18 protein-coding genes and 1 riboswitch are annotated in these 25,479 nt (G+C 65.7%); of the genes, 4 read left to right on the forward strand and 14 right to left on the reverse strand.

Features of this window, described 5'->3' with window-relative positions; genetic code table 11:
- Positions 1-7: 7 nt before the first annotated feature.
- The 8 genes from ahcY to B3349_RS07770 form a co-directional block, all read right to left on the reverse strand.
- Positions 8-1,438 (reverse strand): adenosylhomocysteinase, encoded by a 1,431-nt coding sequence (gene ahcY / locus B3349_RS07735; RefSeq protein WP_291587812.1) that lies wholly within the window; start codon positions 1,436-1,438, stop codon positions 8-10.
- Positions 1,439-1,512: 74 nt separating this feature from the next.
- Positions 1,513-1,611, reverse strand: a riboswitch (S-adenosyl-L-homocysteine riboswitch).
- A 26-nt stretch (positions 1,612-1,637) separates the two neighbouring features.
- Positions 1,638-2,345, reverse strand: a complete 708-nt coding sequence (locus tag B3349_RS07740) for a response regulator (RefSeq protein WP_066540035.1) — start codon at positions 2,343-2,345, stop codon at positions 1,638-1,640.
- A gap of 35 nt (positions 2,346-2,380) precedes the next feature.
- A complete protein-coding gene (locus tag B3349_RS07745; protein ID WP_272972140.1) occupies positions 2,381-5,077 on the reverse strand; it encodes a DUF4118 domain-containing protein in 2,697 nt (898 codons plus the stop codon).
- Between the two features lie 28 nt (positions 5,078-5,105).
- Positions 5,106-7,196, reverse strand: a complete 2,091-nt coding sequence (gene kdpB, locus B3349_RS07750; RefSeq protein WP_291587815.1) for a potassium-transporting ATPase subunit KdpB — start codon at positions 7,194-7,196, stop codon at positions 5,106-5,108.
- A 3-nt stretch (positions 7,197-7,199) separates the two neighbouring features.
- The gene (gene kdpC / locus B3349_RS07755) at positions 7,200-7,913 is read right to left on the reverse strand and encodes a K(+)-transporting ATPase subunit C (protein ID WP_291587816.1); all 714 of its coding nucleotides are present in this window, start codon (positions 7,911-7,913) and stop codon (positions 7,200-7,202) included.
- A gap of 56 nt (positions 7,914-7,969) precedes the next feature.
- Positions 7,970-9,676 carry a potassium-transporting ATPase subunit KdpA gene (gene kdpA / locus B3349_RS07760; RefSeq protein WP_280000043.1) on the reverse strand — a complete coding sequence of 569 codons (1,707 nt, stop codon included), beginning with the start codon at positions 9,674-9,676 and terminating at the stop codon, positions 7,970-7,972.
- A 114-nt stretch (positions 9,677-9,790) separates the two neighbouring features.
- Positions 9,791-9,886: a K(+)-transporting ATPase subunit F gene (gene kdpF / locus B3349_RS07765; RefSeq protein ID WP_066540019.1), complete on the reverse strand. Its 96-nt coding sequence runs from the start codon at positions 9,884-9,886 to the stop codon at positions 9,791-9,793.
- 146 nt (positions 9,887-10,032) lie between these two features.
- Positions 10,033-10,392 (reverse strand): DUF1304 domain-containing protein, encoded by a 360-nt coding sequence (locus B3349_RS07770; protein ID WP_291587821.1) that lies wholly within the window; start codon positions 10,390-10,392, stop codon positions 10,033-10,035.
- 213 nt (positions 10,393-10,605) lie between these two features.
- On the opposite strand from B3349_RS07770, the gene B3349_RS07775 reads away from it, so the two are divergent.
- Both B3349_RS07775 and B3349_RS07780 read left to right on the forward strand, forming a co-directional pair.
- Positions 10,606-12,234 carry a peptide chain release factor 3 gene (locus B3349_RS07775; protein ID WP_291587823.1) on the forward strand — a complete coding sequence of 543 codons (1,629 nt, stop codon included), beginning with the start codon at positions 10,606-10,608 and terminating at the stop codon, positions 12,232-12,234.
- Positions 12,235-12,302: 68 nt separating this feature from the next.
- Entirely contained in the window at positions 12,303-13,097 is a 795-nt protein-coding gene (locus tag B3349_RS07780) for an HAD-IIB family hydrolase (RefSeq protein WP_291587825.1), read from the forward strand.
- Positions 13,098-13,258: 161 nt separating this feature from the next.
- Here the strand turns inward: B3349_RS07780 and B3349_RS07785 are convergent, their stop codons facing one another.
- On the reverse strand, positions 13,259-14,236 hold the full coding sequence (locus B3349_RS07785; protein WP_291587827.1) for a Bug family tripartite tricarboxylate transporter substrate binding protein: 978 nt from the start codon (positions 14,234-14,236) through the stop codon (positions 13,259-13,261).
- 307 nt (positions 14,237-14,543) lie between these two features.
- Here B3349_RS07785 and B3349_RS07790 point away from each other — a divergent pair, with 307 nt between their 5' ends.
- Complete coding sequence (locus tag B3349_RS07790) at positions 14,544-14,981, forward strand: polyhydroxyalkanoate granule-associated phasin (protein ID WP_291587829.1); 438 nt, start codon at positions 14,544-14,546, stop codon at positions 14,979-14,981.
- A gap of 5 nt (positions 14,982-14,986) precedes the next feature.
- Here B3349_RS07790 and B3349_RS07795 read toward each other — a convergent pair whose 3' ends face one another.
- Positions 14,987-15,337, reverse strand: coding sequence for a hypothetical protein (locus B3349_RS07795; protein WP_291587831.1), 351 nt, complete (start codon positions 15,335-15,337; stop codon positions 14,987-14,989).
- 60 nt (positions 15,338-15,397) lie between these two features.
- Positions 15,398-16,360: a LysR family transcriptional regulator gene (locus tag B3349_RS07800; protein WP_414646863.1), complete on the reverse strand. Its 963-nt coding sequence runs from the start codon at positions 16,358-16,360 to the stop codon at positions 15,398-15,400.
- A 139-nt stretch (positions 16,361-16,499) separates the two neighbouring features.
- On the opposite strand from B3349_RS07800, the gene B3349_RS07805 reads away from it, so the two are divergent.
- The gene (locus B3349_RS07805) at positions 16,500-17,678 is read left to right on the forward strand and encodes an MFS transporter (RefSeq protein WP_291587835.1); all 1,179 of its coding nucleotides are present in this window, start codon (positions 16,500-16,502) and stop codon (positions 17,676-17,678) included.
- A gap of 204 nt (positions 17,679-17,882) precedes the next feature.
- Here the strand turns inward: B3349_RS07805 and uvrA are convergent, their stop codons facing one another.
- The 3 genes from uvrA to B3349_RS07820 all read right to left on the reverse strand — a co-directional run bounded on the left by uvrA (position 17,883) and on the right by B3349_RS07820 (position 25,464).
- Complete coding sequence (uvrA, locus tag B3349_RS07810; RefSeq protein ID WP_291587838.1) at positions 17,883-23,822, reverse strand: excinuclease ABC subunit UvrA; 5,940 nt, start codon at positions 23,820-23,822, stop codon at positions 17,883-17,885.
- Positions 23,823-24,048: 226 nt separating this feature from the next.
- On the reverse strand, positions 24,049-24,267 hold the full coding sequence (locus B3349_RS07815) for a hypothetical protein (protein WP_291587840.1): 219 nt from the start codon (positions 24,265-24,267) through the stop codon (positions 24,049-24,051).
- 165 nt (positions 24,268-24,432) lie between these two features.
- Positions 24,433-25,464 carry a porin gene (locus tag B3349_RS07820; RefSeq protein WP_218333112.1) on the reverse strand — a complete coding sequence of 344 codons (1,032 nt, stop codon included), beginning with the start codon at positions 25,462-25,464 and terminating at the stop codon, positions 24,433-24,435.
- Positions 25,465-25,479: the final 15 nt, after the last annotated feature.

Consider the following 25,479-nt stretch of genomic DNA (forward strand, 5'->3'; position numbering starts at 1 on the left):
CCGCCCATCAATAACGGTAGGTTTCAGGCTTGTAAGGGCCTTCCTTCTTGACGCCGATGTAGGCGGCCTGGGCTTCGGTCAGTTCGGTCAGCTGGGCACCCACCTTCTTCAAGTGCAGGCGCGCCACCTTTTCGTCCAGCACCTTGGGCAGCACGTAGACCTTGCCGACTTCGTAGGCGTCGGGGCGTGCGAACAACTCGATCTGCGCCAGGGTCTGGTTGGCAAAGGAGTTGGACATCACGAAGCTGGGGTGGCCGGTGGCGCAGCCCAGGTTCACCAGACGACCCTTGGCCAGCAGGATGATCTTCTTGCCATCCGGGAAGGTGATGTGGTCGACCTGGGGCTTGATTTCTTCCCACTGGTACTTCTCGATCGACGCGACGTCGATTTCGTTGTCGAAGTGACCGATGTTGCAGACGATGGCCTCATCCTTCATCGCCAGCATGTGCTCGTGGCGGATGATGTCCTTGTTGCCGGTGGTGGTCACGAAGATGTCGCACTTGTCGGCGGCATATTCCATGGTCACGACCTTGTAGCCTTCCATCGAGGCCTGCAGGGCGTTGATCGGGTCGATCTCGGTCACCCACACCTGGGCGCGCAGCGCGGACAGGGCCTGGGCGCAGCCCTTGCCCACGTCGCCGTAGCCGGCCACCACGGCCACCTTGCCGGCGATCATCACGTCGGTGGCGCGCTTGATGCCGTCCACCAGCGACTCGCGGCAGCCGTACAGGTTGTCGAACTTGGACTTGGTGACCGAGTCGTTCACGTTGATGGCACGGAACAGCAGGCTGCCGTTGGCCGACATTTCGTTCAGGCGGTGCACGCCGGTGGTGGTTTCTTCGGTCACACCCAGGATCTGGGCCGACTTGCGGCTGTACCAGGTGGGATCCACGGCCAGCTTGGCCTTGATGGCGGCGAAGACGATCTTCTCTTCTTCCGAACCGGGGTTGGCCAGCACGGACAGGTCCTTCTCGGCCTTCTTGCCCAGGTGCATCAGCATGGTGGCATCGCCGCCATCGTCCAGGATCATGTTGGGGCCTTCGTTGTCGGTGCCGGCAGCGCCGAATTCGAAGATGCTGTGGGTGTAATCCCAGTAGTCCTTCAGCGATTCACCCTTGATGGCGAACACCGGCACGCCGGTTTCAGCGATGGCCGCTGCTGCATGGTCCTGGGTCGAGAAGATGTTGCACGACGCCCAGCGCACCTGTGCGCCCAGAGCGGTCAAGGTCTCGATCAGCACGGCCGTCTGGATTGTCATGTGCAGCGAACCGGTGATGCGCGCCCCCTTCAGCGGCTGGGCAGCAGCGAATTCCTCGCGCACCGCCATCAGGCCGGGCATCTCGGTTTCGGCAATCTTGATTTCCTTGCGGCCCCAGGCGGCCAGGGAAATGTCGGTGATGGCCGAATCGGCAGGGTTGAAGCGAACAGCAGCGTTCATGGTTTTCTCCAAAAATTGAATGAAAAACCACGTTCTGAAGCAGAAGGGGAAATACCGTCTCACCGCACAGAAAGCGTGGGTGAGCGTCGTTGCGGGATGAAATCCGAGCCTCACGCCCCGCTGACGCCCCGCGGGTGGCGGGACTGGGGAACGCTGCAACGCTCCTCGGATGAGCTGGGATTATACGGGCACTGACCGGTCAAGCCGCCAGACCGACCAGCCGATACCCGACTTGCAGCTCGGTCACCAGGTGAGCGGGCTGCGCAGGGTCCTGCTCCAGCTTCTGCCGCAGATTGGCCATGTGCACGCGCAGATAGTGGGGCCGGTCCAGGTATTCCGCTCCCCAGACCTGCAGCAGCAACTGCCGGTGCGTCAGCACCTTGCCATGGCCGGCAACCAGGGCCGCCAGCAGGCGGAACTCGATGGGGGTCAGGTGCACCGGCACCCCGTCGCGCACCACATCGTGCGCTGCCAGGTCCACGGTCACGCTGCCAAAGCGTGCACTGGTGCCGGGCTTGTCGGTGGCCGACGCCTGCTGGCGGCGCCGCAGCATCGCACGCAGGCGTGCCAGCAGCTCGGGCACGCCAAAAGGCTTGGTCAGGTAGTCATCCGCACCGGCATCCAGTGCCGCCACCTTCTCCTCTTCCCGCTCGCGGGCAGACAGCACCAGAATCGGCAACAGACTCCAGCCGCGCAGCTCGGCAATCACGGTCTTGCCATCGGCATCGGGCAGCCCCAGGTCCAGCACCACGGCATCGGGCTGGCGGCTGGCAGCCTCGATCAGGCCGCGCTTGGCGGTCTCGGCTTCGAAGACCTGCCAGCCTTCGTCCTCCAGCGCCAGACGCACAAAGCGGCGGATGCTGGCATCGTCTTCGATCAGCAGAATGCGGGGAGCGACGGTCGTCATGTTCGGGTTTGCGGGTGGTGCACGGGATTGTCGGCTCAATCGTCCATGGATGGCTGCTCGGGCACAGGCAGGCGCACGCGGAAGACCGCTCCCGGCCCGGGCTCCGCCGCTTCCACCTCCAGACGGCCGCCATGGGCTTGCACAATGCGCAACGCCAGAGCCAGCCCCAGCCCCATGCCAAACACAGCGCTCTCCGACTGCCCGCGGGTAAAGGGCTCGAACAGTTGCTGCGCCGACAGGTGGGCGGGCAGGCCCGGGCCTGCGTCCTGCACGCTGAGCACACAGTCTCCGCCCTCCACACCCGCCGCCACGGTGATCGCCGTACCTGCGGGGGTGTATTTGATGGCGTTGTCCAGCAGATTGACCAGCACGCGCTCCATCAGCACGGCGTCGAGCTCCAGCAAGGGCAGACCGGTCGGCAGCGCCGTGTGCAGCACATGCCCAGCCAGGCGCTCGCGCATCTGCGCCAGGGCGCTGCCCACCAGTTCATCCACCGGTAGCCACTCGCGCTTCAGGTGCACGCCACCTTGCTGCAGGCGCGCCATGGCCAGCAGGTTGTCCACCAGCTGCTGCAGGGCCTGTGCCTGGTTGCGGATCTGCACCAGCATGCTGTGCACCGGGCCCTGCGGCGCATGGGGCAGTGCGGCCTGGGCCGCCCCCAGAATGCCGGTCAGCGGTGTGCGCAGGTCGTGCGACACGGCGGAGAGCAAGGTGTTGCGCATGCGCTCGCCTTCCATGGCGATCTGGGTCTGCTGCGCCACGTCCACAAAATGCACCCGCTCCAGCGCCAGTGCAATCTGACTGGCACAGGCATCGAGCAGACGGCGCTCTTCGGGCACCCGCAACTTCTGCGGAGCGCTCAGCTGCAGCACCAGCACGCCGCGGGAGCGCACGGGCGCCATCAGCGGCACATACAGTGCGGGTGCGGCGGCCAGGGTGTCCGTTCCCTGACCCGCCATCTGGCCATGCTCCATGCTCCAGCGCCCCACGCTGGCGTCGATCGCGCCTGCGCTGCCCTGCGCCAGCTGCAACTGCTCATCGGCATCGGGCAGCAGCAAGCCAGTCTGTGCCCCAAAGACGCCGGAAATCGTGGTCAGCGCAATCTGCGTGACCTGCTGCTGCGTCAGTGCACCCGACAGATCCCGCGCCAGCCTGGCCAGTGCGCCGGCACGCCGCTCGCGCTCGGCAGCCACACGCGCCTCATGGCGCAATCGCGCCGTCAGCTGGCCGCAGACCAGGGCCACCCCCAGCATCAGGCAGAAGGTGAACAGGTACTGTGTGTCGTTGACGCTGAAAGAATTGCGCGGCGGCACAAAGTAGAAGTCGAACAGCAGTACCGACAGCAGGGCCGCCCAGGCCCCGGGGCCGCGCCCCCAGCGCACGGCCGACAGCACCACCACCAGCAGGAACAGCATGACCACATTGGCCGGGTCGAACACCTGCAGCAGCAGCTCGGCCAGCGCGGTCGCGGCCAGGCAGGCCAGTGTCACGCCTCCATAGCCCTTCCAGGGAATCGCCTGCTCGCGCACCACGGGAAAGCGCACGCTGCTGTCAGGCTTGACCTTTTTGACGGACAGCAGCAGCACATCCAGACCGGGGTCCAGCAAGGCGATCTGCTCCGACAGGCTGGCCGGACGCCAAGGCAGCCAGCGGTTCCAAGGCTGGTCCACCCTGGCCAGCACCAGATGGCTGGCGTTGCGTTCGCGTGCGAAGTCCACCAAGGCCTGCGCCACCTGGGCTCCCGGAATGGTGGCCGTTTCCGCCCCCAGGCGCGCGGCCAGCGCCAGGGTCTTGAGCACGGCCTCCTGCGCCGCCCGGGGGCGGTGCTGGCGCTGCGGTGCATCCACATAGACCACCACCCAGTCGGCTTCCAGCCGCCGTGCCAGGCGTGCCACCTGGCGCACCAGGGCATCGTCACCGGCGCGGCCGCCCACGCCCACCAGCAGGCGCTCCCGCGTAGGCCAGACATCGCCGATGGCGCGTTCGCGCCGGTAGTCGCGCATGTCTTCATCGACCCGGTCGGCCGTGCGGCGCAACGCCAGCTCCCGCAGCGCCAGCAGATTGCCCTGCCGGAAGAAGTTGCGCGAGGCCCGCTCGGCCTGCTCCAGCGGGTAGACCTTGCCCGCCTTCAGGCGCTTGAGCAGCTCTTCCGGGGGAATGTCGACCACGATGACCTCGTCGGCATCGTCAAACAGATGGTCGGGCACGGTCTCATGGACCTGGATGCCGACGATGCCGCTCACCACATCGTTCAGACTCTCCAGGTGCTGGACGTTGAGCGTGGTCCACACCTCGACTCCCGCCTCCAGCAGCTCCTGCACATCCTGCCAGCGCTTGGGGTGGCGCGAGCCAGCAACATTGCTGTGCGCCAACTCGTCCAGCAGCAGCACATCCGGGTGGCGTGCCAATGCGGCATCCAGATCGAACTCGGTCAGTTGCTTGCCCAGGTAATTCAGCGGGCGCCGCGGCAGCAGCTCCAGGTCATGCAGCTGCTGCTCGGTCTCGGCGCGGCCATGTGTTTCCACCAGCCCCACCAGCACGCGGCGTCCGGCCAGCCGCTCACGCTGCGCGGCCGCCAGCATGGCGTAGGTCTTGCCCACTCCGGCGTTGGAGCCGAAGTAGATGCGCAGCTTGCCCCGCCCGGCCTGGGCCTGCTGGGCCTGCAGCTGGGCCACGAGGACATCGGGATCCGGGCGCGCAGGCGCGGAGCTGGTGCTGGGTGTCAATGGCATCGTACAGTCATTGTCGAAGATTTCCGTGTCATACCAGCCCCAGCGCGGTCAGCAACAGATCGATGAGCTTGATACCGACAAATGGCACAACCAGCCCGCCCAGACCGTAGATCAGCAGGTTGCGGCGCAGCAGGATGGCGGCGCCCACGGCGCGGTACTGCACCCCCCGCAAGGCCAGCGGCACCAGGGCGATGATGATCAGCGCGTTGAAGATCACCGCGCTCAGGATGGCGGAATCCGCGCTGTGCAGCTGCATCACATTGAGCGAGGCCAGCTGCGGGTAGGTGCCCACAAAGGCCGCCGGAATGATGGCGAAGTACTTGGCCACATCGTTGGCAATGCTGAAGGTGGTCAGCGCCCCCCGCGTCATCAGCATCTGTTTGCCGGTTTCCACCACCTCGATCAGCTTGGTCGGGTTGCTGTCCAGGTCCACCATGTTCCCGGCCTCTTTCGCCGCCTGGGTGCCGCTGTTCATGGCCACGGCCACATCGGCCTGGGCCAGGGCCGGTGCGTCATTGGTGCCGTCCCCGGTCATGGCCACCAGCCGGCCTGCCGCCTGGTGCGAGCGGATCAGCTGCAGCTTGTCTTCGGGCCGGGCTTCGGCCAGGTAATCGTCCACCCCGGCCTCGGCGGCAATCGCGGCAGCCGTCAGCGGGTTGTCACCGGTCACCATCACCGTCTGTATGCCCATGCGGCGCAGCTCGGCAAAGCGCTCGCGCATGCCGGGCTTGACCACATCCTTGAGCTCGATCACGCCCAGCACCCTGGCGCCATCCACCACCACCAGCGGCGTGCTGCCCTTGCGCGAGACGTTGTCCACCGACAGCTGCACCGGAGCGGGAAAGCTGCCGCCCAGTGCCTCGACATGCCGGCGCACGGCATCCGCGGCCCCTTTGCGCAGGCTGCGCTCCCCTTGCGGGCCCTGCAGGTCCACCCCGCTCATGCGCGTCTGGGCCGTGAAGGGCACGAACACGCCCGGAAAATCCGCACTGCGGCGCTCCGGCAGGGCATGGCGCTCCCTGGCCAGGGCCACCACGCTGCGGCCTTCCGGGGTTTCATCGGCCAGCGAGGCCAGCTGGGCCGCTTCGGCCAGCTGCGCGGCGCTCACGCCCGGGGCGGGCAGGAATTCGCTGGCCTGGCGGTTGCCCAACGTGATGGTGCCGGTCTTGTCCAGCAGCAGCACATCCACGTCGCCAGCCGCCTCCACCGCCCTGCCCGAGGTGGCGATGACATTGGCCTGCATCATGCGGCTCATGCCCGCCACGCCAATGGCCGACAGCAGGCCGCCGATCGTGGTCGGAATCAGGCAGACCAGCAGCGCAATCAGCACCGCCATGCCGACCACCGACCCAGTGCCGGCCTGCGCCACCGCGAAAGCCGAAAACGGCCACAACGTGACAATGACCAGCAGAAACACCAGCGTCAGCCCCACGAGCAGGATCGTCAGCGCCATTTCATTCGGCGTCTTCTGGCGCTTGGCCGACTCGACCATGGAGATCATGCGGTCCAGAAACGACTCGCCAGGATTGACCGTGACCTCCACCACCAGCCAGTCCGACAGCACCCGCGTGCCGCCGGTCACGGACGAGAAGTCGCCGCCGGCCTCGCGGATCACGGGGGCCGACTCGCCGGTGATGGCGCTTTCGTCCACCGACGCCACGCCATCGATCACCGTGCCATCGAGGGCGATCGTGTCACCCGCCTCCACATAGATCACCACCCCCTTGCGCAGCTCGCTGGCCCGTATCGGAATCCATGCACTGCCCACCTGCGGTTGCTGCAGCACCTTGGCCACGGTGTCCCGCTTCATGCCACGCAGGCTGGCCGCCTGGGCGCGGCTGCGGCCCTCGGCCAAGGCCTCGGCGAAGTTGGCAAACAGCACGGTGAACCACAGCCACAGCGCAATCGCCAGCACAAATCCATCGCTCTGGCCATCCGGTGCCAGCAGGCTCTGTCCCCACAGCAGACTGGTCAGCACCGCCCCCAGGTACACCACAAACATCACCGGGTTGGCCCACTGCGTCCGGGGCGAGAGCTTGCGCACCGCATCCCACAGCGCCGACTTCACCAGCTGGGCATCCAGCAGGCTGTGGCCTGCCCCCATTTTCTGAGCACGCATGGCTTACTCCTTCCCCGGTTGATGGCGGGGCTGCAAGGCATCCAGCGCCAGATTGAGCTGCAGCACATGCACCCGCGGCTCGCCCAGCACACCCAGGCTGCGCGGCGCGGTGGCCTGTTCCATCAGGCCCTGCACCCGTTCCGGAGGCAACTGGCGTGCCTGCGCCACCCGCTGCAGCTGCAGCAAGGCATTGGCCAGCGAGATATGTGGATCCAGCCCCGAGGCCGAGGCAGTGACCGCATCCACCGGCACCGCAGCATCGGCCGCAAGGCCGTTGTCGGCGCGGTACTGCGCCACGCGCTGCGCCACGGCCGCTGACAGATCCTGGTGCGTGGCCCCCTGGTTGCTGGCCCCCGACAGGCCCGCGTTATAGGGAACCGCCATGCTGGCGCCTGCCTGCTGCGGGTCGGGCGCGGTCGTGGCACTGGGGCGGCCATGGAAGTACTGCGGCCCGCTGAACTGCTGGCCAATCAGGGCGGAGCCCACGATCTGTCCCTGGCGCTCCACCAGGCTGCCATTGGCCGCCTGGGGGAACAGCGCCTGCGCCACCCCCGTGGTCAGCAAGGGGTAGGCAATGCCCGAGACCACCATCACCAGCACGGCAGCGCGGACGCTGCTACCCAGTAAACGGGGCCAGGAAGCGGATGGCGCCTGCGGCTGTGCTGCGGCGTGGTGGGGGACCAGGGCAGCGGAAAGCGTTTGATTCAATGTTTTCATGGTTTGCTCCGGGGTCTGCCGCCACACAGGGCGGCAGACCGTTGGCAAGATTTGCGTTATGCGTACAACTGGCCGACCAGCATCTGCAGATGCTCGATCACCGGGCCCAGCGCCAGCGCCGGCAGAAAGGTGAGCCCGCCCACCACCAGCACGACAAACACCAGCAGTCCCATGAACAGCGGCGTGGCCGTCGGGAACGTGCCGGGGCCGGCGGGTACGGTGGCCTTGGCGGCCAGGCTGCCGGCGACGGCCAGCATGGGCAGCAGCGTCAGAAAGCGCCCCGCCAGCATGGCCAGCCCGATGGTGGTGTTGAAGAACGGCGTGTTGGCATTCAGTCCGGCAAAGGCCGAGCCGTTGTTGGCCGTGCCCGAGGCATAGGCGTAGAGAATCTCCGAGAAGCCATGCGGGCCGCGGTTGTTGAGGCTGGCAGCCGCATCGGGCCAGAGCACGGCCAGCGCCGTGAAACCCAGAATGCAGGCCGGGGGCACAAGCACCGCGAGCATGACCAGCTTGATCTCACGCACCTCGATCTTCTTGCCCAGGAATTCGGGGGTCCGCCCAATCATCATGCCGGCCAGAAACACCGTGAGAATGGCGTACTGGATCAGATTGATCAGGCCTACACCGTCTCCGCCGAACACACAGTTGAGCATCATCTGCGCCAGCGGCGTGATGCTGCCCAGCGGGGTCAGCGAGTCGTGCATGGCGTTGACCGACCCCGTGGTGGCGGCCGTGGTGACGGTGACAAACAGGGCCGTGTCGGCAATGCCGAAACGCAGCTCCTTGCCTTCCATGTTGCCGCCGGACTGGGTCGGGCTCCACTGCTGATCGGCACCTGCACGTGCCAGCAGCTGGCTGCCCTGTTGCTCGGCCACGAACACCAGGCTCAGAAAGCCGATGAACATCACCATGCAGGCCGCAAACAGCACCCAGCCCTGCTTGCGGCGCAGCAGCATGGCGCCAAAGGCATAGGTCATGCCTGCCGGGATCAGCAGCATCGCCAGAATGTGCAGCAGATTGGTCAGCGGCGTCGGGTTCTCGAACGGGTGGGCGGCATTCATGCTGAAGAAGCCGCCGCCATTCGTGCCCAGGTGCTTGATGCTTTCCAGGCTGGCCACCGGCCCCACCAGCAGCTGCTGTCTGGCGCCTTCCAGCGTGGTCGCCACGGCTTCGGTGTGCAGGGTCTGCGGAATGCCCTGCCACACATAGACCAGCGCCAGCAGGAAGGACAGCGGTAGCAGCACGCGCCAGAACACGCGCACGAAGTCCACCCAGAAGTTGCCGATGTCCTGGGCACTCGAACGTGCCAGACCGCGCACAAAGCCCGCGCCGGCCGCCACCCCCGTGGTCGCTCCGGCGAACATCAGAAAGGTGATGACCACCATCTGCGTGGCATTGCTCAGGCTGTTCTCGCCCGCGTACGCCTGCCAGTTGGTGTTGGTGATAAAGGAGGCGGCGGTGTTGAAGGCCAGATCCGGGGACTGCGCCGCGATCGCCAGCGGGTTCAACGGCAGGCCCGCCTGCAGCCGCAGCAGCAGATAGCCCAGCAGCATCATCACGGCATTGCTCAGCACCAGGGCTGCGCCATAGCGCTGCCAGCCCATGCGCTCCTGCGGATTCACGCCCATGGCGCGGTAGCTCAGCCGCTCCAGCCACCCATGGTGTTCACTGGTAAAGCAGCGTGCCAGCCACTTGCCCATGGGTATGGTCAGCAAGGTCGCCACCGTCAGCACGGCAGCAAATTCCATCCAGGGTAACCACATGGTGTCCCCCTTTCAGAGGCGCGCCAAAGCGCGCACTGCCCCCAGCAGTCCGACAAAGCAGACCACCGTCAGGCTCACAAAAATCAGGTCTTGCAGCACGTGCATGGCAGCCCCTCAGAATTTCTCGGGGCGCAGCAGCGCATAGCCCAAATAGGCAAACAGCCCCAACGCCACCGCGGCGGCCAGGGCTTCAATCCAGTGCATGGTCATTTCATTTCCTCCCGCAAGCTGTTCAATCAGCCTGGTTGCGATGGAGAAAATGTAGAAATGTCCCCGTCAAGAACGGGTAGAGATTGCCATCTGCGGTATCAAGATGGCATCAAGACCGCCAGGCAGCGGTCGTCTTCGCAGCCGGGTCAGCGCCCCCCGCCCAGCAGCAAGGCCAGCGCGGCGGGGACTGCCTGTATCCACAGGATCTTGCGGTTGGCAGTGGCAGCACCATACAGGCCTGCCACCAGCACACAGCCCAGAAAGAAACGCTGCACCGCCAGGCCTTCGGCGCCGCCCCACCACAGACCCCACAGCAGCCCTGCGGCCAGAAAGCCGTTGTACAGCCCCTGGTTGGCGGCCAGCGTCTTGGTCGCCTGGGCCTGCTCGAGCGACATGCCGAATGCGCGCCGGCCCGCAGGCTTGTCCCACAGAAACATCTCCAGCACCAGGATGTACAGGTGCAGCAGCGCAATCAAGGCAGTCACGACAGTCGCGGCCAGGGCCATGGAAATCTCCAGCAAGGGCAATCGGGCCTGCAGTATGGAGGATAAGTGCCGCCCAGGCGCATCTTCTCTGCACGGCAGGGCCTGCCCCCATGCCTGCAGCGCTTTGCGGCCAAAGTTAAAATGGCGGGCTTCAGGCCCTCTGCCGTGCTGGCAGACCCATGGCCGCCCTTCTATCCTGGCCGGCCCGCCCTGCCTTCACGCGCACTCAATACCGTGTCATACGCCTCAGAAACCCGGCGCCGTCGTACGTTCGCCATCATCTCCCACCCGGACGCGGGCAAGACCACGCTGACCGAAAAGCTGCTGCTGTTCTCGGGTGCGATCCAGATTGCCGGTGCCGTCAAGGGGCGCAAGGCGTCGCGCCACGCCACCTCCGACTGGATGGAGATCGAAAAGCAGCGCGGCATCTCGGTGGCATCGTCGGTGATGCAGATGAGCTACCGCGACCATGTGATCAACCTGCTCGACACCCCCGGCCACAAGGACTTCTCGGAAGACACCTACCGGGTGCTGACCGCCGTGGACTCGGCACTGATGGTGATCGATGCGGCCAACGGCGTGGAATCGCAGACCCGCCGCCTGATCGAAGTCTGCCGACAGCGCCACACGCCCATCATCACCTTCGTCAACAAGTTTGACCGGGAAGTGCGCGATCCGCTGGACATCATGGACGAAGTCGAGCGCGAACTGGGCATGCCCTGCTGCCCCATCACCTGGCCCGTGGGCCAGGGCAAGTCCTTTGGCGGCATCATCAATCTGCGCACGCAGAGCATGACGGTGTTCACGCCCGGCAGCGACCGGGGGCCCAAGGACTTCGAAGTCATTCCGCTGAGCGATGGCGACAAGCTGCGCGCGCGCTTCGGCAAGGCTTTCGACGATGCCCTGGAATCCATGGAACTGGCCGTGGGCGCCTCGGCCGAATGGGACCATGAAGCCTTCCTGGCAGGCAAGCTGACCCCTGTGTTCTTCGGCTCCGGCGTGAACAACTTCGGTGTGATGGAAGTGCTGGACGCCGTGGTCGACATGTCGCCCCCCCCGGGCCAGCGCATTGCCTTCACTGAAGTGAACCGCACCCGCGAAGAGCGCGTGGTCAAGCCCGAAGACAGCGGCTTCTCGGGCGTGGTGTTCAAGGTGCAGGCCAATATGGACAGCAACCACCGCGACCGCATTGCGTTCGTGCGCGTGGCCTCCGGCAAGTACACCCCCGGCATGAAGATGAAGGTGCAACGCACCGGCAAGGAACTGCGCCCCACCTCCGTGGTCACCTTCATGTCCCAACGCCGCGAAGCAGTGGATGAAGCGTATGCCGGCGACATCATCGGCTTCACCATCCACGGTGGCGTGCAGCTGGGCGACTCGATCACCGACGGCCCCAGCCTGCAATTCACCGGTCTGCCGTTCTTCGCGCCCGAAATGTTCATGACCGTGGTGCTGAAGAACCCGCTGCGTACCAAGCAGCTGCAGCAAGGTCTGATGCAGCTGGGCGAAGAAGGCGCCATCCAGGTGTTCAAGCCCGATGTGGGCGGCAACATGCTGCTGGGCGCGGTCGGTCAGCTGCAGTTTGAAGTGGTGCAGCACCGTCTGAAGACCGAATACGACTGCGACGTGCGCCTGGAAGGCTGCCAGTACACCGGCGCCCGCTGGATCACGGCCAACTCCCCGGCCGAGCTGCGCGAGTTTGAAAACGCTTACCCCCTGCGCCTGGCGCACGATGCCGCCGACACGCTGGCCTATCTGTGCACCAGCCCGTATGACGTGCGCCTGGCGCAGGAGCGCTTCCCCAAGATCCACTTCCACCCCTTGCGCGAGCATGCGGGCCTGGCCCTGGGATCCGCGAACTGATCACCACTGGTGAGCGACACAGCCCGCATCTGCCAGGCACATGCGGGCTGGCTTATTTGGATAGAACTGTGAGCCAAGAATTTCTGCAACCCTTGTCTGCACTGCCGGTTCCCGCGAACGTGCTGGGCGTGCTGACCGATATCGACGACACCCTGACCACCGAGGGCGTGGTGCCTGCCCATGTGGTGGCGGCCATCGCCCGCCTCAAGGCAGTCGGCCTGAAGGTCGTGCCCATCACCGGCCGCCCCGTCGGCTGGAGCGTGCCATTTGCATCGGCCTGGCCGGTGGATGCCATCGTGGCCGAGAACGGCGCCGTGGCGCTGCGCCGCAATGGCCATGGCGGGCTGGACAAGCTCTACCAGCAGGACGAAGACAGCCGGGTCCACAACTTTGCGCGCATGCAGGAAGTGCTGAGCCAGATCGAGTCCACGGTACCCGGTGCCAGCCGCGCCACCGATTCCATGGGCCGTGAATGCGACATCGCCGTGGACCACAGCGAGTTCACCCACATGCCACAGGCGCAGATCGACCAGTGCGTGCAGATCATGAAGGCGGCCGGCATGAACGCCACCGTCAGCTCCATCCACATCAATGGCTGGTTCGGCGCACACAACAAGCTGGAAGGTGCGCGCTGGATCGTGCGCGAGCTGTTTGACATCGACCTGGACGCCACGCTGGGCCTGTGGATCTACATCGGTGACTCCACCAACGACCAGCTGATGTTCCAGAACGTTCCGCTGTCCGTGGGCGTGGCCAATATCGCGCGCTTCGTGCCGCAGCTGCACCACCTGCCGCGCTATGTGACCACTGCCGAGCGCGGCGACGGTTTTGTGCAGCTGGCCGACCACATCCTGGCGGCATAGACAGCGCTGGTGCGGGAAGAGCGGCCGGCACAGCCCTCCAGCGCCGTCTCCGTGACTTCCAACAAAAAGCCCGCAGCACCAGGTCTGCGGGCTTTTTTGTTGCGGCGCTCCGGCCTTGCACCGTCCGGAGGATGCCCCGGTTCAGTGCTGTGCTTCCAGCGTCAATCGATGCTGACCTTGGCGGTCTCGATCACTTTCTTGTACATGGCCGTGTCCTTGTCGATCAGGGCCTGGAACTGCGCGGGCGTGCTGCCGATGGCGCCAAAGCCCAGTTGCTCCAGCTTGTTCTTCACCTCGGGCGACTGCACGGCATCGGCAATGGTCCTGGACAGCTTGTCGACGATGGGCTGGGGCGTGCCCTTGGGGGCCAGCAGGCCCACCCAGGAATTCATCACAAAGCCGGGAAAGCCCGACTCCTCCATCGTGGGCACATTCGGCTCACCGGGCCAGCGCTGCTTGGACGCCACGGCCAGCACCTTGATCTTGCCGCTCTTGGCATGCGGCATAGGCACCAGCGCAGGGTCAAACAGCACATCCACCTGGCCGCTCATCAGGTCGGACAGAATCGGGGCACTGCCGTTGTAGGGCACATGCTGGGCGTTCAGGCCGTTTTCCTGGGTAAAGCGCGCGCCGATCATGTGGGCGCTGGCGCCGGTGCCGCTGGAGGCGTAGTTCAGCGGGTGGGTCTTGCCATACTCGGCCAGCTCCTTGGCGCTCTTCACCGGCAGCTTGTTGGCGGCAAACAGGAACATCGGCAGATCGGCCATGTGGCTCACTGCGATGAAGTCCGTGGGTTTGTAAGGCAGCTTTTTGTACAGCGACATGTTCACCGTGTAAGCGGCCAGCACGCTCACAAAACTGTAGCCGTCCGCAGGGGCGCGGGCCAGCTGCGTCACACCGATGGTGCTGTTGGCACCCGGGCGGTTTTCCACGATCACGGGCTGGCCCAGCTTCTTGCTGACGGCATCGAACACCGTGCGGCTGACGATGTCGGTCGATCCACCCGGGGTGTAGGGCACGGTCAGCTTGATGGGCTTGGTGGGCCACTGGGCCGGGTCTTGGGCCAGCGCCAGGCCTGCGCTGCAGACGGCAGCGGTGGCGATTGCGCCCAGGGTGAGCGTGCGGAAAGTGAATGCCATGTCTCTGTCTCTCGTATCGGGTGGCCGGCCGCGGTCCCTACGGATGGCGGCAATGTCATTTTTCTTATTAAGAAATGACATTTCAAATGTAGAACTGCGCCAGTGTGCCGCCATTGCGGGCAATCCCCTAGAAGGCGTCGCCTAGGCGTCAACCCACGGCAGCGCCGTCCGCTTTATGGTGGGCAGGGTGCTCTCTGCTCTCTCTGAGCCTGCGCATTCCTGTGCAGCCCCCATTCCCGATATTCCCCACGGCCATGCACGGCAGCTCCGCCGCTGCGTGCCAGACTGGTTCCAGGAGGTGATTCCCATGGCATCCGCTTCTCGCCGCGCCACCGTCCAGGCGCACCAAAAAACCCTCGACCTGGGCATTGCCGCCCCCCAGGTGGTGGCCCACCGCCTGGCCCGCATGGCCCTGGCCGGGCCGGTGCCCAGTGCGCGGGACCAGAAAGAGTTCGCCGGCATGGTGCTGGAAAAGCAGATGGCGTTTGCCCAGTCATGGTGGGCCGCCTGGAATGCCATGCTGCAAGGCCCGTGGAGCATGGCCTGGTCCACCTGGCAGACGGCGCTGTCCGGGGGCATGCTGGGTGGCTCACCCTGGGCGATGTGGAAGCTGGCCGAACGCAGCAGCGCCCCCATGGCCAAGGTGGTGAATGCAGCGCTCACCCCCATTGAACGCAAAGCCAGCAGCAACGCACGGCGACTGGCACGCACGCCCCTGGTGGACAAGCCGCGCAAGCGCAGCTGAGCACGTCACCGGCGCGGCGGCGCCTTATGCGCCTTCTGCGCTTCCCAATCGGCATCGCAGCCCGCGCCCGCCGCAATCCAGCGCCGCGCCAGCCGGGCCACCAGGCGCACGGCCCAGGGCTGCCGCCAGCCCAGCACCGCGCCCGGATCGCTCACCATGCCGCAGCGGTAGTGCTGCCCCGCTTCGTCCCACTGCAGGGCCTTGCAGGCCCCGGTGCGGCGGCGTGACACCCAGATGCCCAGCGGACAAGGCTCGGCCAGACAGCACAGTCCGCAGCCATTGCACGCTGCGCCCATGGCCGGTTTGGGCGGTGCGGCGGGCTGCAGGTAGATGGTGCGCTGTTCAGGGGCGGTCATGGTGGGCCGGATTGTCGCCTGGGTGGCGCGTGGGCATGCGCCGCAGGTGCTGCAAACGGTTTACGCCCGCCAGGGTGGCGGCAGCTGGGCCGCGTGGCGCAGGTCCACCCGGGCCTGCAGAAAATCCAGCACCGCCCGCGTGCGCGGCGGCAGGCGGTCCGGCTTGCCAGGGTAGACCGCATGGATGGGCTCGAGATCGCCGGTGTTGAAGTCTTCCAGCACCACCTGCAGGTGGCCGGCCTGCAGATCTTCCCAGGCATGGAACAGGGACAGCCGTGCCAGCCCGGCGCCTTGCACGGCCAGGCTGCGCAACACATCGCCGTCGTTCACACGCAGCACATCGCCAATTTCCACCGCCACTCGCCGGCCGTCCACCAGGAATGGCCAGTGCGGAACGGCACGCTGGTAGGTCCAGCCCAGCCGCCGGTGGGCAGACAGCTCATCCGGATGCAGTGGCACGCCATGGCGTGCCAGATAGTCCGGCGCCCCGACAATCACCTGCAGCGTGGCGCCCAGGCGCCGCGCCACCATGTCAGAGGGCGGCAGCTGGCCCCAGCGGATCGCAATGTCGATGCTGTCTTCCACCAGGTCCACCACCTGGTCGGTGAAGAGCAGTTCCAGCCGTATGCCGGGGTGCGTCTCCAGCAACGGCGCCACCAGCGGCACCAGCAGGCGCTGGCCGGTTGCGGAGCTGGCACTGATGCGCACCACCCCCTGGGGAGCGCTGCGGGCGGCCACGGCGGCTTCCAGCTCGTTCAGATCTGCCAGCAGGCGCTTGCCGCGCTCCACCAGTTGCGCCCCTTCTGCCGTCAGCTGGACACGCCGGGTGCTTCGCTGCAACAACTGCACCCCCAACCGGGCCTCCAGCCGCGACATGGTCTTGCTGACCGCAGAAGGCGACACCCCCAGCAACCGCGCCGCGGCCGACAGGCTGCCCTGCTCGGCCACCAGCACCAGCACTTCCAGCTCGCCAGAACGGTTGACCTCGCTGCCAGGAGCAACCAGCGGCGACAAACGGGGGATATCAGGCATGGCAGGCAATAGCGGGGTTATTTATTCCACACAGGCACAAATGCATTTCCATTATTCCATCTACACAAAGGAAGCCGCAACGCGCACAGTCACCCCCCTACCGTTTTCGACGTTTCACAGGACAATTTCCATGCCGCTCTCTCTTCTGGCCCTGGCCGCCGGTGCCTTTGGCATTGGCACCACGGAATTCATCATCATGGGCCTGCTCACCCAGGTCAGCAGCGACCTGGGCATCAGCATCCCCACGGCCGGCACCCTGATCTCGGGCTACGCCGTGGGCGTGGCGGTGGGCGCCCCGGTGCTCACACTGCTCACCCGCCACTGGCCCCGCAAGCGCCTGCTGCTGGGGCTGATGCTGATCTTCATCGCCGGCAATCTGGCCGCCGTCATCGCCCCCAACTACCTGTCGCTGATGGCTGCGCGCGTGCTGACCTCGCTGACCCACGGCACCTTCTTTGGCGTGGGCGCCGTGGTCGCCACCGGCCTGGTGCCGGCGGAGAAAAAAGCCTCGGCCATTGCGCTGATGTTCTCGGGCCTGACCTTGGCCACCCTGCTGGGGGTGCCTGCCGGCGCCTGGATCGGCCAGCATTTTGGCTGGCGCATGGCCTTTGCTGCGGTGGCCGCGATTGGCGTGGTGGCCTTCGCCATTCTGGTGGCGTTCGTGCCGCGTGACCAAGGCCGCCCTGCCGTGCCCCCGCTGCATCAGGAGCTGGCCGTGCTGCGCAATCTCCAGGTCTGGCTGGGCCTGGGCATCACCGTGTTCGGCTTTGCTGGTGTGTTTGCGCTCTACACCTATATCGAGCCGCTGCTCACGCAGATCACCCACATGGACGGCAGCCTGGTGGCACTGACGCTGCTGCTGTTTGGTGCCGGTCTGGCCGCAGGCAACCTACTGGGCGGCAAGCTGGCCGACCGCGGCGTGATGCGCGCTCTGGTGCTGAGCATTGCCACACTGGCCGTGGTGCTGGCCGCCGGCCGCTGGGCCTTTGGCCACAGCGCCGTCGCCATGGTCTATGTGGTACTGCTGGGCACTGTGGCCTTTGCCACCGTGGCGCCGATGCAGATGCGCGTGCTGCAGCAAGCCGGCGCGCAAGGCGCCAACCTGGCGTCCAGCCTGAACATTGCCGCCTTCAACCTGGGCAATGCCCTGGGCGCCTGGGTGGGCGGTCTGGTGCTGTCGGGCATCGGCCTGCTGTCCCTGGGCTGGTCTGCAGCAGCACTCACCGTGGTGGGGCTGCTCCTGGTGGGCTGGAGCCAGCGCCTGCCTTCCGCGGCCGGCGCCATGCCCGTGGCCGTGGTGGGGCACTGACATCGCCCCCAGGGAATCACCGGTCGTGCGCCGTTCCTGGGCATGACCGGCCCCAGTCGGAAGCCCCCTGGCATAAGGCCTGGTCTGGCACCCCGCACCGCCACACGCCAGGGTGCCCACAGGCACACCATCGCGTAGCCCTTGCCGGAAGGAGCCCCCTTGGCCTGCCGCGTCCTGCATGGTCGGCAGGCCATTAGGCTTTTCTCAGGTCCGTGCCAGCACCGGTGCCAAGGCCTTGCCGGTGTGGGTTCCGGCCCTGACCAGGTCTTCCGGCGTACCCGCTGCCACGATCTGGCCACCACCGGTGCCGCCTTCGGGGCCCAGGTCGATGATCCAGTCGGCTTCGGCAATCACATCCAGATCGTGCTCGATCACCACCACACTGTGACCGGCATCCACCAGGCGGTGCAGCACCCGGATCAGCTTGTCCACGTCGGCCATGTGGAGGCCCACCGTGGGCTCGTCCAGCACATACAGCGTGTGCGGCGCCTTGTTCCCACGCTTGGTGACGTCGTCGCGCACCTTGGTCAGTTCGGTCACCAGCTTGATGCGCTGGGCTTCGCCCCCGGAGAGCGTGGGCGAAGGCTGGCCCAGCGTCAGATAGCCCAGGCCCACATCCTTGAGCAATTGCAGCGGGTGGGCGATGTTGGGCATGGAGGCAAAGAACGCCACGGCCTCGTCCACTTCCATCTGCAGCACATCGCCAATGCTCTTGCCACGCCAGGTCACCGCCAGCGTCTCGGCGTTGAAACGCGCACCGTGGCAGGTTTCGCACGGCACTTTCACATCGGGCAGAAAGCTCATCTCGATGGTGCGCATGCCCTGGCCCTCGCACGCCGGGCAGCGGCCTTCGCCGGTGTTGAAGCTGAAGCGCCCGGCCCCATAGCCGCGCGCCTTGGCTTCCAAGGTGTCGGCAAACAGCTTGCGGATGGTGTCCCAGAAGCCGATGTAGGTGGCCGGGCAGGAGCGCGGCGTCTTGCCGATGGGCGTCTGGTCCACTTCCAGCACGCGGTCGATGACCTCGGTGCCGGTCACGGTCTTGGCACCCACCAGCTTGATGCGTTTGCCCGCCTCCATCTCTTCGCGGCCAGCCCGGGTGGCGTTCTGGGCCACCAGCGTGGCCACATTGGCCAGCAGCACATCGCGCGCCAGCGTGGACTTGCCAGATCCGGACACCCCCGTCACCGCCACCAGGCGCTTGAGCGGCACGCTGGCTTCCACCTCCTGCAGATTGTGCAACTGGGCACCCGCCACCGTCAGCCAGTGCAGCGGGCCGGCCGTGGACACCGGCTGCCCCAGCTGGGCATTGGCCTCGGCACTGGCGGCCTGCAGCGCCGCGGCCGCATCGGCCGCGATCTGTTTCTTGGTCCGCTTCTTGGGCTTTACGCCCTCGGCCGGCGCAGAGGCCGCATCGGTTCCGAGCGTGGCCGCATCCACCATCCCCAACACCGGGCGGCGTGCCTGGCAGGGGTGGCGCATGGCGTGCAGCAGATAGCGGCCCGTCTGCGAGTTGGCGGCCGCCATGATGTCGGCCGGTGTGCCCTGGGCCACCAGTTCGCCACCGCGCTTGCCGGCGCTGGGGCCGATATCGATCACATGGTCGGCGCGGCGGATGGTGTCTTCATCGTGCTCCACCACCACCAGGGTGTTGCCCTTGTCGCCCAGCTTGTGCAGGGCGTTCAGCAGGATGTGGTTGTCACGGGCATGCAGGCCAATGGTGGGCTCATCCAGCACATAGCACACGCCTTGCAGATTGCTGCCCAGCTGGGCGGCCAGGCGGATGCGCTGCGCCTCGCCCCCGCTCAGGGTGGGGGCGCCGCGGTCCAGCGTCAGATAGCCCAGACCTACCTCTTCCAGGAACTCGAGGCGGCCCAGGATTTCGGGCAGCAGATCGCGGGCAATGTCGGCCTCACGCCCTGTGGGCTGCAGCGCCTGGAACCATTCGCGCAGACTGGTCACCGCCATCTGGCCCAGTGTTGTCACCGACAGGCCGTGGAACAGCACGGCCCGGGCCGTAGGGTTGAGGCGTGTGCCCTTGCAGCTGGGGCAGGTGGTTTCCTGCAGGTCTTCCACCTCCTGGCCATCAAAGGTCAGCTCGCGGCCACGGTTGTCTTCGGCCAAGGTGCTGTCGTCGTAGACCTTGCGCTGTTCCTTGGTCAGCTTGACGCCCGTGCCTACGCAGTCCGGGCACCAGCCGTGCTTGCTGTTGTAGCTGAACAGGCGTGGATCCAGTTCGGCATAGCTGGTGGCACAAATGGGGCAGGCACGCTGGGTGGAAAACACCTGCAGGGTGCCCACGCCCTTGCCCTGGTCGGCGGCAGTGATCGCCGTTTCCAGGTTGTCGATGCCCGACAGCACATGCACCACGCCCTTGCCGATCTCCAGCGTTTTGGCCAGCTGCGTGCGCAGCACGGCTTCGTTGGCGGCAGTGACCTTCACGCTGGCCACCGGCAGCTCGATGGTGTGTTCCTTGAAGCGGTCCAGGCGCGGGAAGCCGGTGGTCGGTAGAAACGCGCCATCCACACGCAGGTGCGTGTAGCCCTTGGGGCGCGCCCAGTCGGCCAGCTCGGTGTACACGCCCTTGCGCGCAATCACCAGCGGCGCCAGCAGGCCGATGTGCTGGCCCTTGAAATGGCCCAGCAGCTGTGCGGCAATGCGTTCGGGCGTTTGCGGCTCCACTGCGGCGCCGTCGTGTACGCAGTGCTGGGTGCCCAGCTTCACGTAGAGCAGGCGCAGGAAATGCCAGACCTCGGTGGTCGTGCCCACGGTGGACTTGCGCCCGCCGCGCGACAGGCGCTGCTCGATGGCCACGGTGGGCGGAATACCCCAGACCGCATCCACCTCGGGCCGGCCGGCCGGCTGCACGATGGAACGTGCATAGGCGTTCAGCGATTCCAGATAGCGGCGCTGGCCTTCGTTGAACAGGATGTCAAACGCCAGCGTGGATTTGCCCGAACCCGACACCCCGGTCACCACATTGAACTTGCCGCGCGGGATGTCCACGCTCAGGTTCTTCAGATTGTGTTCCTTGGCATTGACGATCTCGATGGCATTCTTGGCCACGGAGGCCGAAGCCGTTGCGGCGCGCTTGGAACGCTCCGTTTTGGTGAGCATGGGCGCCACTTCTTCCACGCGCTGGCCGCCCACCCCCATGGCCTGGTCGTACTCGCGCAGCGCCTGCGCGGTGTGCGAGGCCTTGACCTGGCGCACCTCTTCGGGCGTGCCCTGGGCCACGATCTGGCCGCCGCCATCGCCGCCCTCCGGCCCCAGGTCGATCAGCCAGTCGCTGGCCCGGATCACGTCCAGGTTGTGTTCGATGACGATCAGGCTGTTACCGGCTTCCAGCAGCTTGCGCAGCGCGCGCATCAGCTTGGCAATGTCCTCGAAGTGCAGCCCGGTGGTGGGCTCATCGAACAGGAACAGCGTGCCCTTGCGCGCCAGCTTCTGTTTGGACTTGGACGCCGTCCGCGCTGCTTCGGCCAGAAAGCCCGCCAGTTTCAGGCGCTGCGCCTCGCCACCGGACAACGTGGGCACGGGCTGGCCCAGCTTCACGTATTCCAGGCCCACATCGACGATGGGCTGCAGCGCGCGGATCACGTCCGCATCCTGGCTGAACAGCAAGGCGGCCTCGGCCACGGTCAGCTCCAGCACATCGGCCACACTCAGGGCACGGCCGCCACGCTCCAGCGTGATTTCCAGAATCTCCGGCCGGTAGCGGCTGCCGTTGCAGTCCGGGCAGCGCAGGTACACATCCGACAGGAACTGCATCTCCACATGCTCGAAGCCCGATCCGCCGCAGGTCGGGCAACGGCCGTCACCACTGTTGAAGCTGAACTTGGCCGCGTTGTAGCTGCGCTGCTGCGACAGCGGCGTCAGCGCGAACAGCTCGCGGATGCTGTCCCAGGCACCCACATAGCTCACCGGGTTGGAGCGGGCCGTCTTGCCGATGGGCGACTGGTCCACGAATACCACATCGGCCAGGTGATCGGCCCCCAGCAGGCGGTCGTGCGCGCCCGGGCTGTCGGTGGGCTTGCCGAAGTGGCGCATCAGCGCAGGCGCCAGAATGTCCTGGATCAGCGTGGACTTGCCGGAGCCGGACACACCAGTCACCGTCACCAGCCGCTGCAGCGGGAAATCCACGTTCAGGTTCTGCAGATTGTGTTCGCGTGCGCCTTCCAGAATCAGGCGCGGCGTGGATTCGGTCACCATGCGCTTGATGCCGAAACCCACCTGCTTGCGGCCGCCCAGGTAGGCACCGGTCAGGGTGTCGGCCCGCTTCAGTTCTTCGGGCGTGCCGTCGAACACGATATGTCCACCCTTGGCACCGGGGCCGGGGCCCATGTCGATCATGCGGTCGGCAGCGAACATCACCGCCGGGTCATGCTCCACCACCACCAGCGTGTTGCCGGCATCACGCAGGCGGTGCATGGCCTGGGTGATGCGCTCCATGTCGCGCGGGTGCAGGCCGATGCTGGGTTCATCCAGCACAAACAGCGTGTTCACCAGCGACGTGCCCAGGGCCGTAGTCAGGTTGATGCGCTGCACCTCGCCACCGCTGAGCGTGCGGCTCTGGCGGTCCAAGGTGAGGTAGCCTATCCCCACATCCACCAGGTAGCGGAGGCGGGTGCCGATCTCCTCGTTCAGCAGCTTCAGTGCCTGCAGCTCGCCTTCGGCCAGGCCCATCTGGTCCGTGAGCTTCAGGCTGTCAAAGAACTGGCTCAGCCGGGTGATGGGCAGGCGCATCAGATCGTGCAGGTTCAATCCCGGCAAGGCCTGCAGCTGTGCGGGCGACCAGTCCACGCCCACCGGCATGAAACGCTGTTCGGCCTGCAGCACCGCATCGGCCTGCGGCTTGCCGCCGATGCGCCACAGCAGGCTTTCGGTCTTGAGCCGCGCGCCCTGGCAGGCCGGGCATTCCGTGTAGCTGCGGTACTTGGACAGCAGCACGCGGATGTGCATTTTGTAGGCCTTGGTTTCCAGGTACTCGAAGAAGCGGCGGATGCCGTACCAGGTCTGGTTCCACTTGCCGTTCCATTGGGGCGAGCCGTCGATCACCCAGCGTTTTTGCTCGTCCGTGAGTTTGCTCCAGGCGATGTCGCGCGGAATGCCTTCGGCCTCGGCATGGCGCATCAGATCGTCCTGGATCTCCTTCCACGCCGGCGTCTGGATGGCCTTGATGGCGCCGGTGCGCAGCGTGAGCTTGTCGTTGGGAATCACCAGCCCCCAGTCCACGCCGATCACCCGCCCAAAGCCACGGCAGCTGTCGCATGCGCCCACGGCGGAGTTGAACGAAAACAGCGAAGGCATGGGTGCCGTGTAGCTCAGATTGCTTTCCGGGCAATGCAGGCCTTCGGAGAACTTCCACAGGGACTGTTCGCCCTCTTCCGGCATCACATACACCGTCAGCCGCCCGCTGCCGCGCTTGAGCGCCACCTCGATGGCCTCCATGGCCCGGGCACGTTCCACACGGCTGACGCGAAAGCGGTCGGCCACCACGTCCAGCACCTTGATTTTCTCGGGGGCCACGGCCTTGGCCTTCTTGCCCTTGGCCGGCACATCCGCTGCGGCGTGTGCGCGCTCCACCTCGCGCTCGGCCTGTACCTTGGTGAAACCGCTGGCCGACAGCCACTGCTCCACCTCTTCGGCCGAGGTATTGGCCGGCAGTTCCACCGGGAAGGTCAGCGCAATGCGCGGGTCGCCCGCGGCTTCGCAGCGCTGCTGCAACGCGGCGTAGATCGTCTCTGCCGTGTCGTGCTGCACCGGCAGACCGGTGGCGCGGTCGAACAAATGCGCAGCGCGGGCGAACAGCAGCTTCAGGTGGTCGTTCAGCTCCGTCATCGTGCCCACCGTGGAGCGCGAGTTGCGCACCGGATTGGTCTGGTCGATGGCAATCGCGGGCGGTACGCCTTCCACCCGGTCCACCGCGGGCTTGTCCATGCGGTCCAGAAACTGGCGCGCATAGGCGCTGAACGTCTCGACATAGCGGCGCTGGCCTTCGGCAAACAGCGTGTCGAACACCAGGCTGGATTTGCCCGAGCCGCTGGGACCGGTCACCACCGTCAATTCACCGGTGCGGATGTCGAGGTCAACGTTTTGCAGATTGTGCTGGCGTGCGCCACGGATGCGGATCTGGCCCTGGGTCATTGCGGTGTACTTTTCAGAAGGAGGCCGAACATTCTAGGCACCTGTACCGCATCCCTCGCGCATTCCTGGCCGGCGCTCTTCAAACAGGAGCAGCCTCTGCGCTTGCATGCTGCACAAATCGCGATGAGGCATCCCCTCCTCCGGCCCCAGGCAACAAAAAAGCCCCTGCGTTGCGACAGGGGCTTGGCAGCAGGCGCACGCAGCGCCCGCATCGGCTGTGTGGGCCTTACTTGGCTGCGGCTGGTGCAGCGGGTGCCTCGGCAGCCGGTGCGGCGGCAGGCGCTTCTGCGGCCGGAGCGGCAGACGCTGCAGGGGCGGGCTCCGGCACATGCACGGCATCGGCGCCGTGCTTTTCACCGCTCATATCCACCTTGTCACCGGCCTTCATGATCACGAACAGGCTCACTGCGGCAAACACCACAAAACCCACAACAATCTTCCACATGCTTTGTCTCCAATCATCTTGTGTACCAACAATGGCGCAATGGCCGGCGGGCTCTGGACCAAGAAAAAGGCCCTGCGTTGTTGCCAACGCAGGGCCTGCACCTTGAAGCAGACCAAGGCCGATTGAAACAGCCTTGGATTGCAAGCAGCTTACGCTGCCCGGTGATTAGAAGTTGTGGCGGACGCCGACGCCGAAGCTGGAGGCATTCTTGCCAGCCCCAGCCGTGCCCACACCACCGTAGGTGGCGTTGTCCTTGTTGTTGATCTTGGTGTAGGCAGCGTACACCTTGGTGCGCTTGCTCAGGTTGTAGTTGTAGCCCAGGATGAATTGGCTGGCACCGGTGTCATCACGACCGCCGATGTTGCCGGCGTGGCCGTAGCCCACGGCAATTTGCGAAGCACCGAAGGTGTAGCCACCGGTCAGGCGGAACAGATTGCGCTTGCCGAAATCGCCGAGTGCACCAAAGCCGCCAGTGCCAGTGGGGCTGATATCAAAGCCGACATTGTCCGAGCGCTGGTAGTAGCCGCCGATTTGGAAGTCGCCGATCGTGTAGTGGGCACGCAGACCATACTGCTTGGCATCGCCCAACTTGGTGTAGCCAGCACCCAAAGCCAGCGGACCGCTTTCCCAATTGGCAGCAACGTCATAAGCGTTCTTGTTGGCGTAAGGGCCGGTGGCATTGATGCCATCCGCCTTTTCGTGGAAGGACATTGCACCTTCCAGGGTGAAGCCACCCAGCACGGGTGTGCGGTATGCAATCTTGTTGTCATCACGCATCAGATAGCTGTACAGCTGGTCCGAGAAGAAGCCGGTGTCGTGGTTGGGCTCATCCAGCACACCGTAGTCAGCCACAGCGTAGTAGGACTCTGCAGTCCAGCGACCCAGGCGCAGCATACCGAAGTTGCCCGACAGGTTCAGTTCGCTTTGGCGCTTGAAGTTCAGGGGGCCGGAGCCATCATCCGAGCCAAAACCGGCTTCCAGCTGGAAACCCGCCTTCAGGCCGCCGCCCAGATCTTCCACGCCCTTGAAACCGATACGCGAAGCGTTGTTGAACATGCCGGTGGTGCTTTGATCACCGATCTTTTGACGTTCGATCGAGGTGTTCAAACGACCATAGATGGACACGCTGCTTTGAGCCAGAGCAGCCGAGGTACCGCACACGGCCAGAACGGCCAGCATCAGACGTTGGATCTTCATTGGATTTCCTTGTGG

Origin of the sequence: Comamonas sp. UBA7528 (genome assembly GCF_002479375.1) — a bacterium.
GTDB lineage: Bacteria > Pseudomonadota > Gammaproteobacteria > Burkholderiales > Burkholderiaceae_C > Comamonas.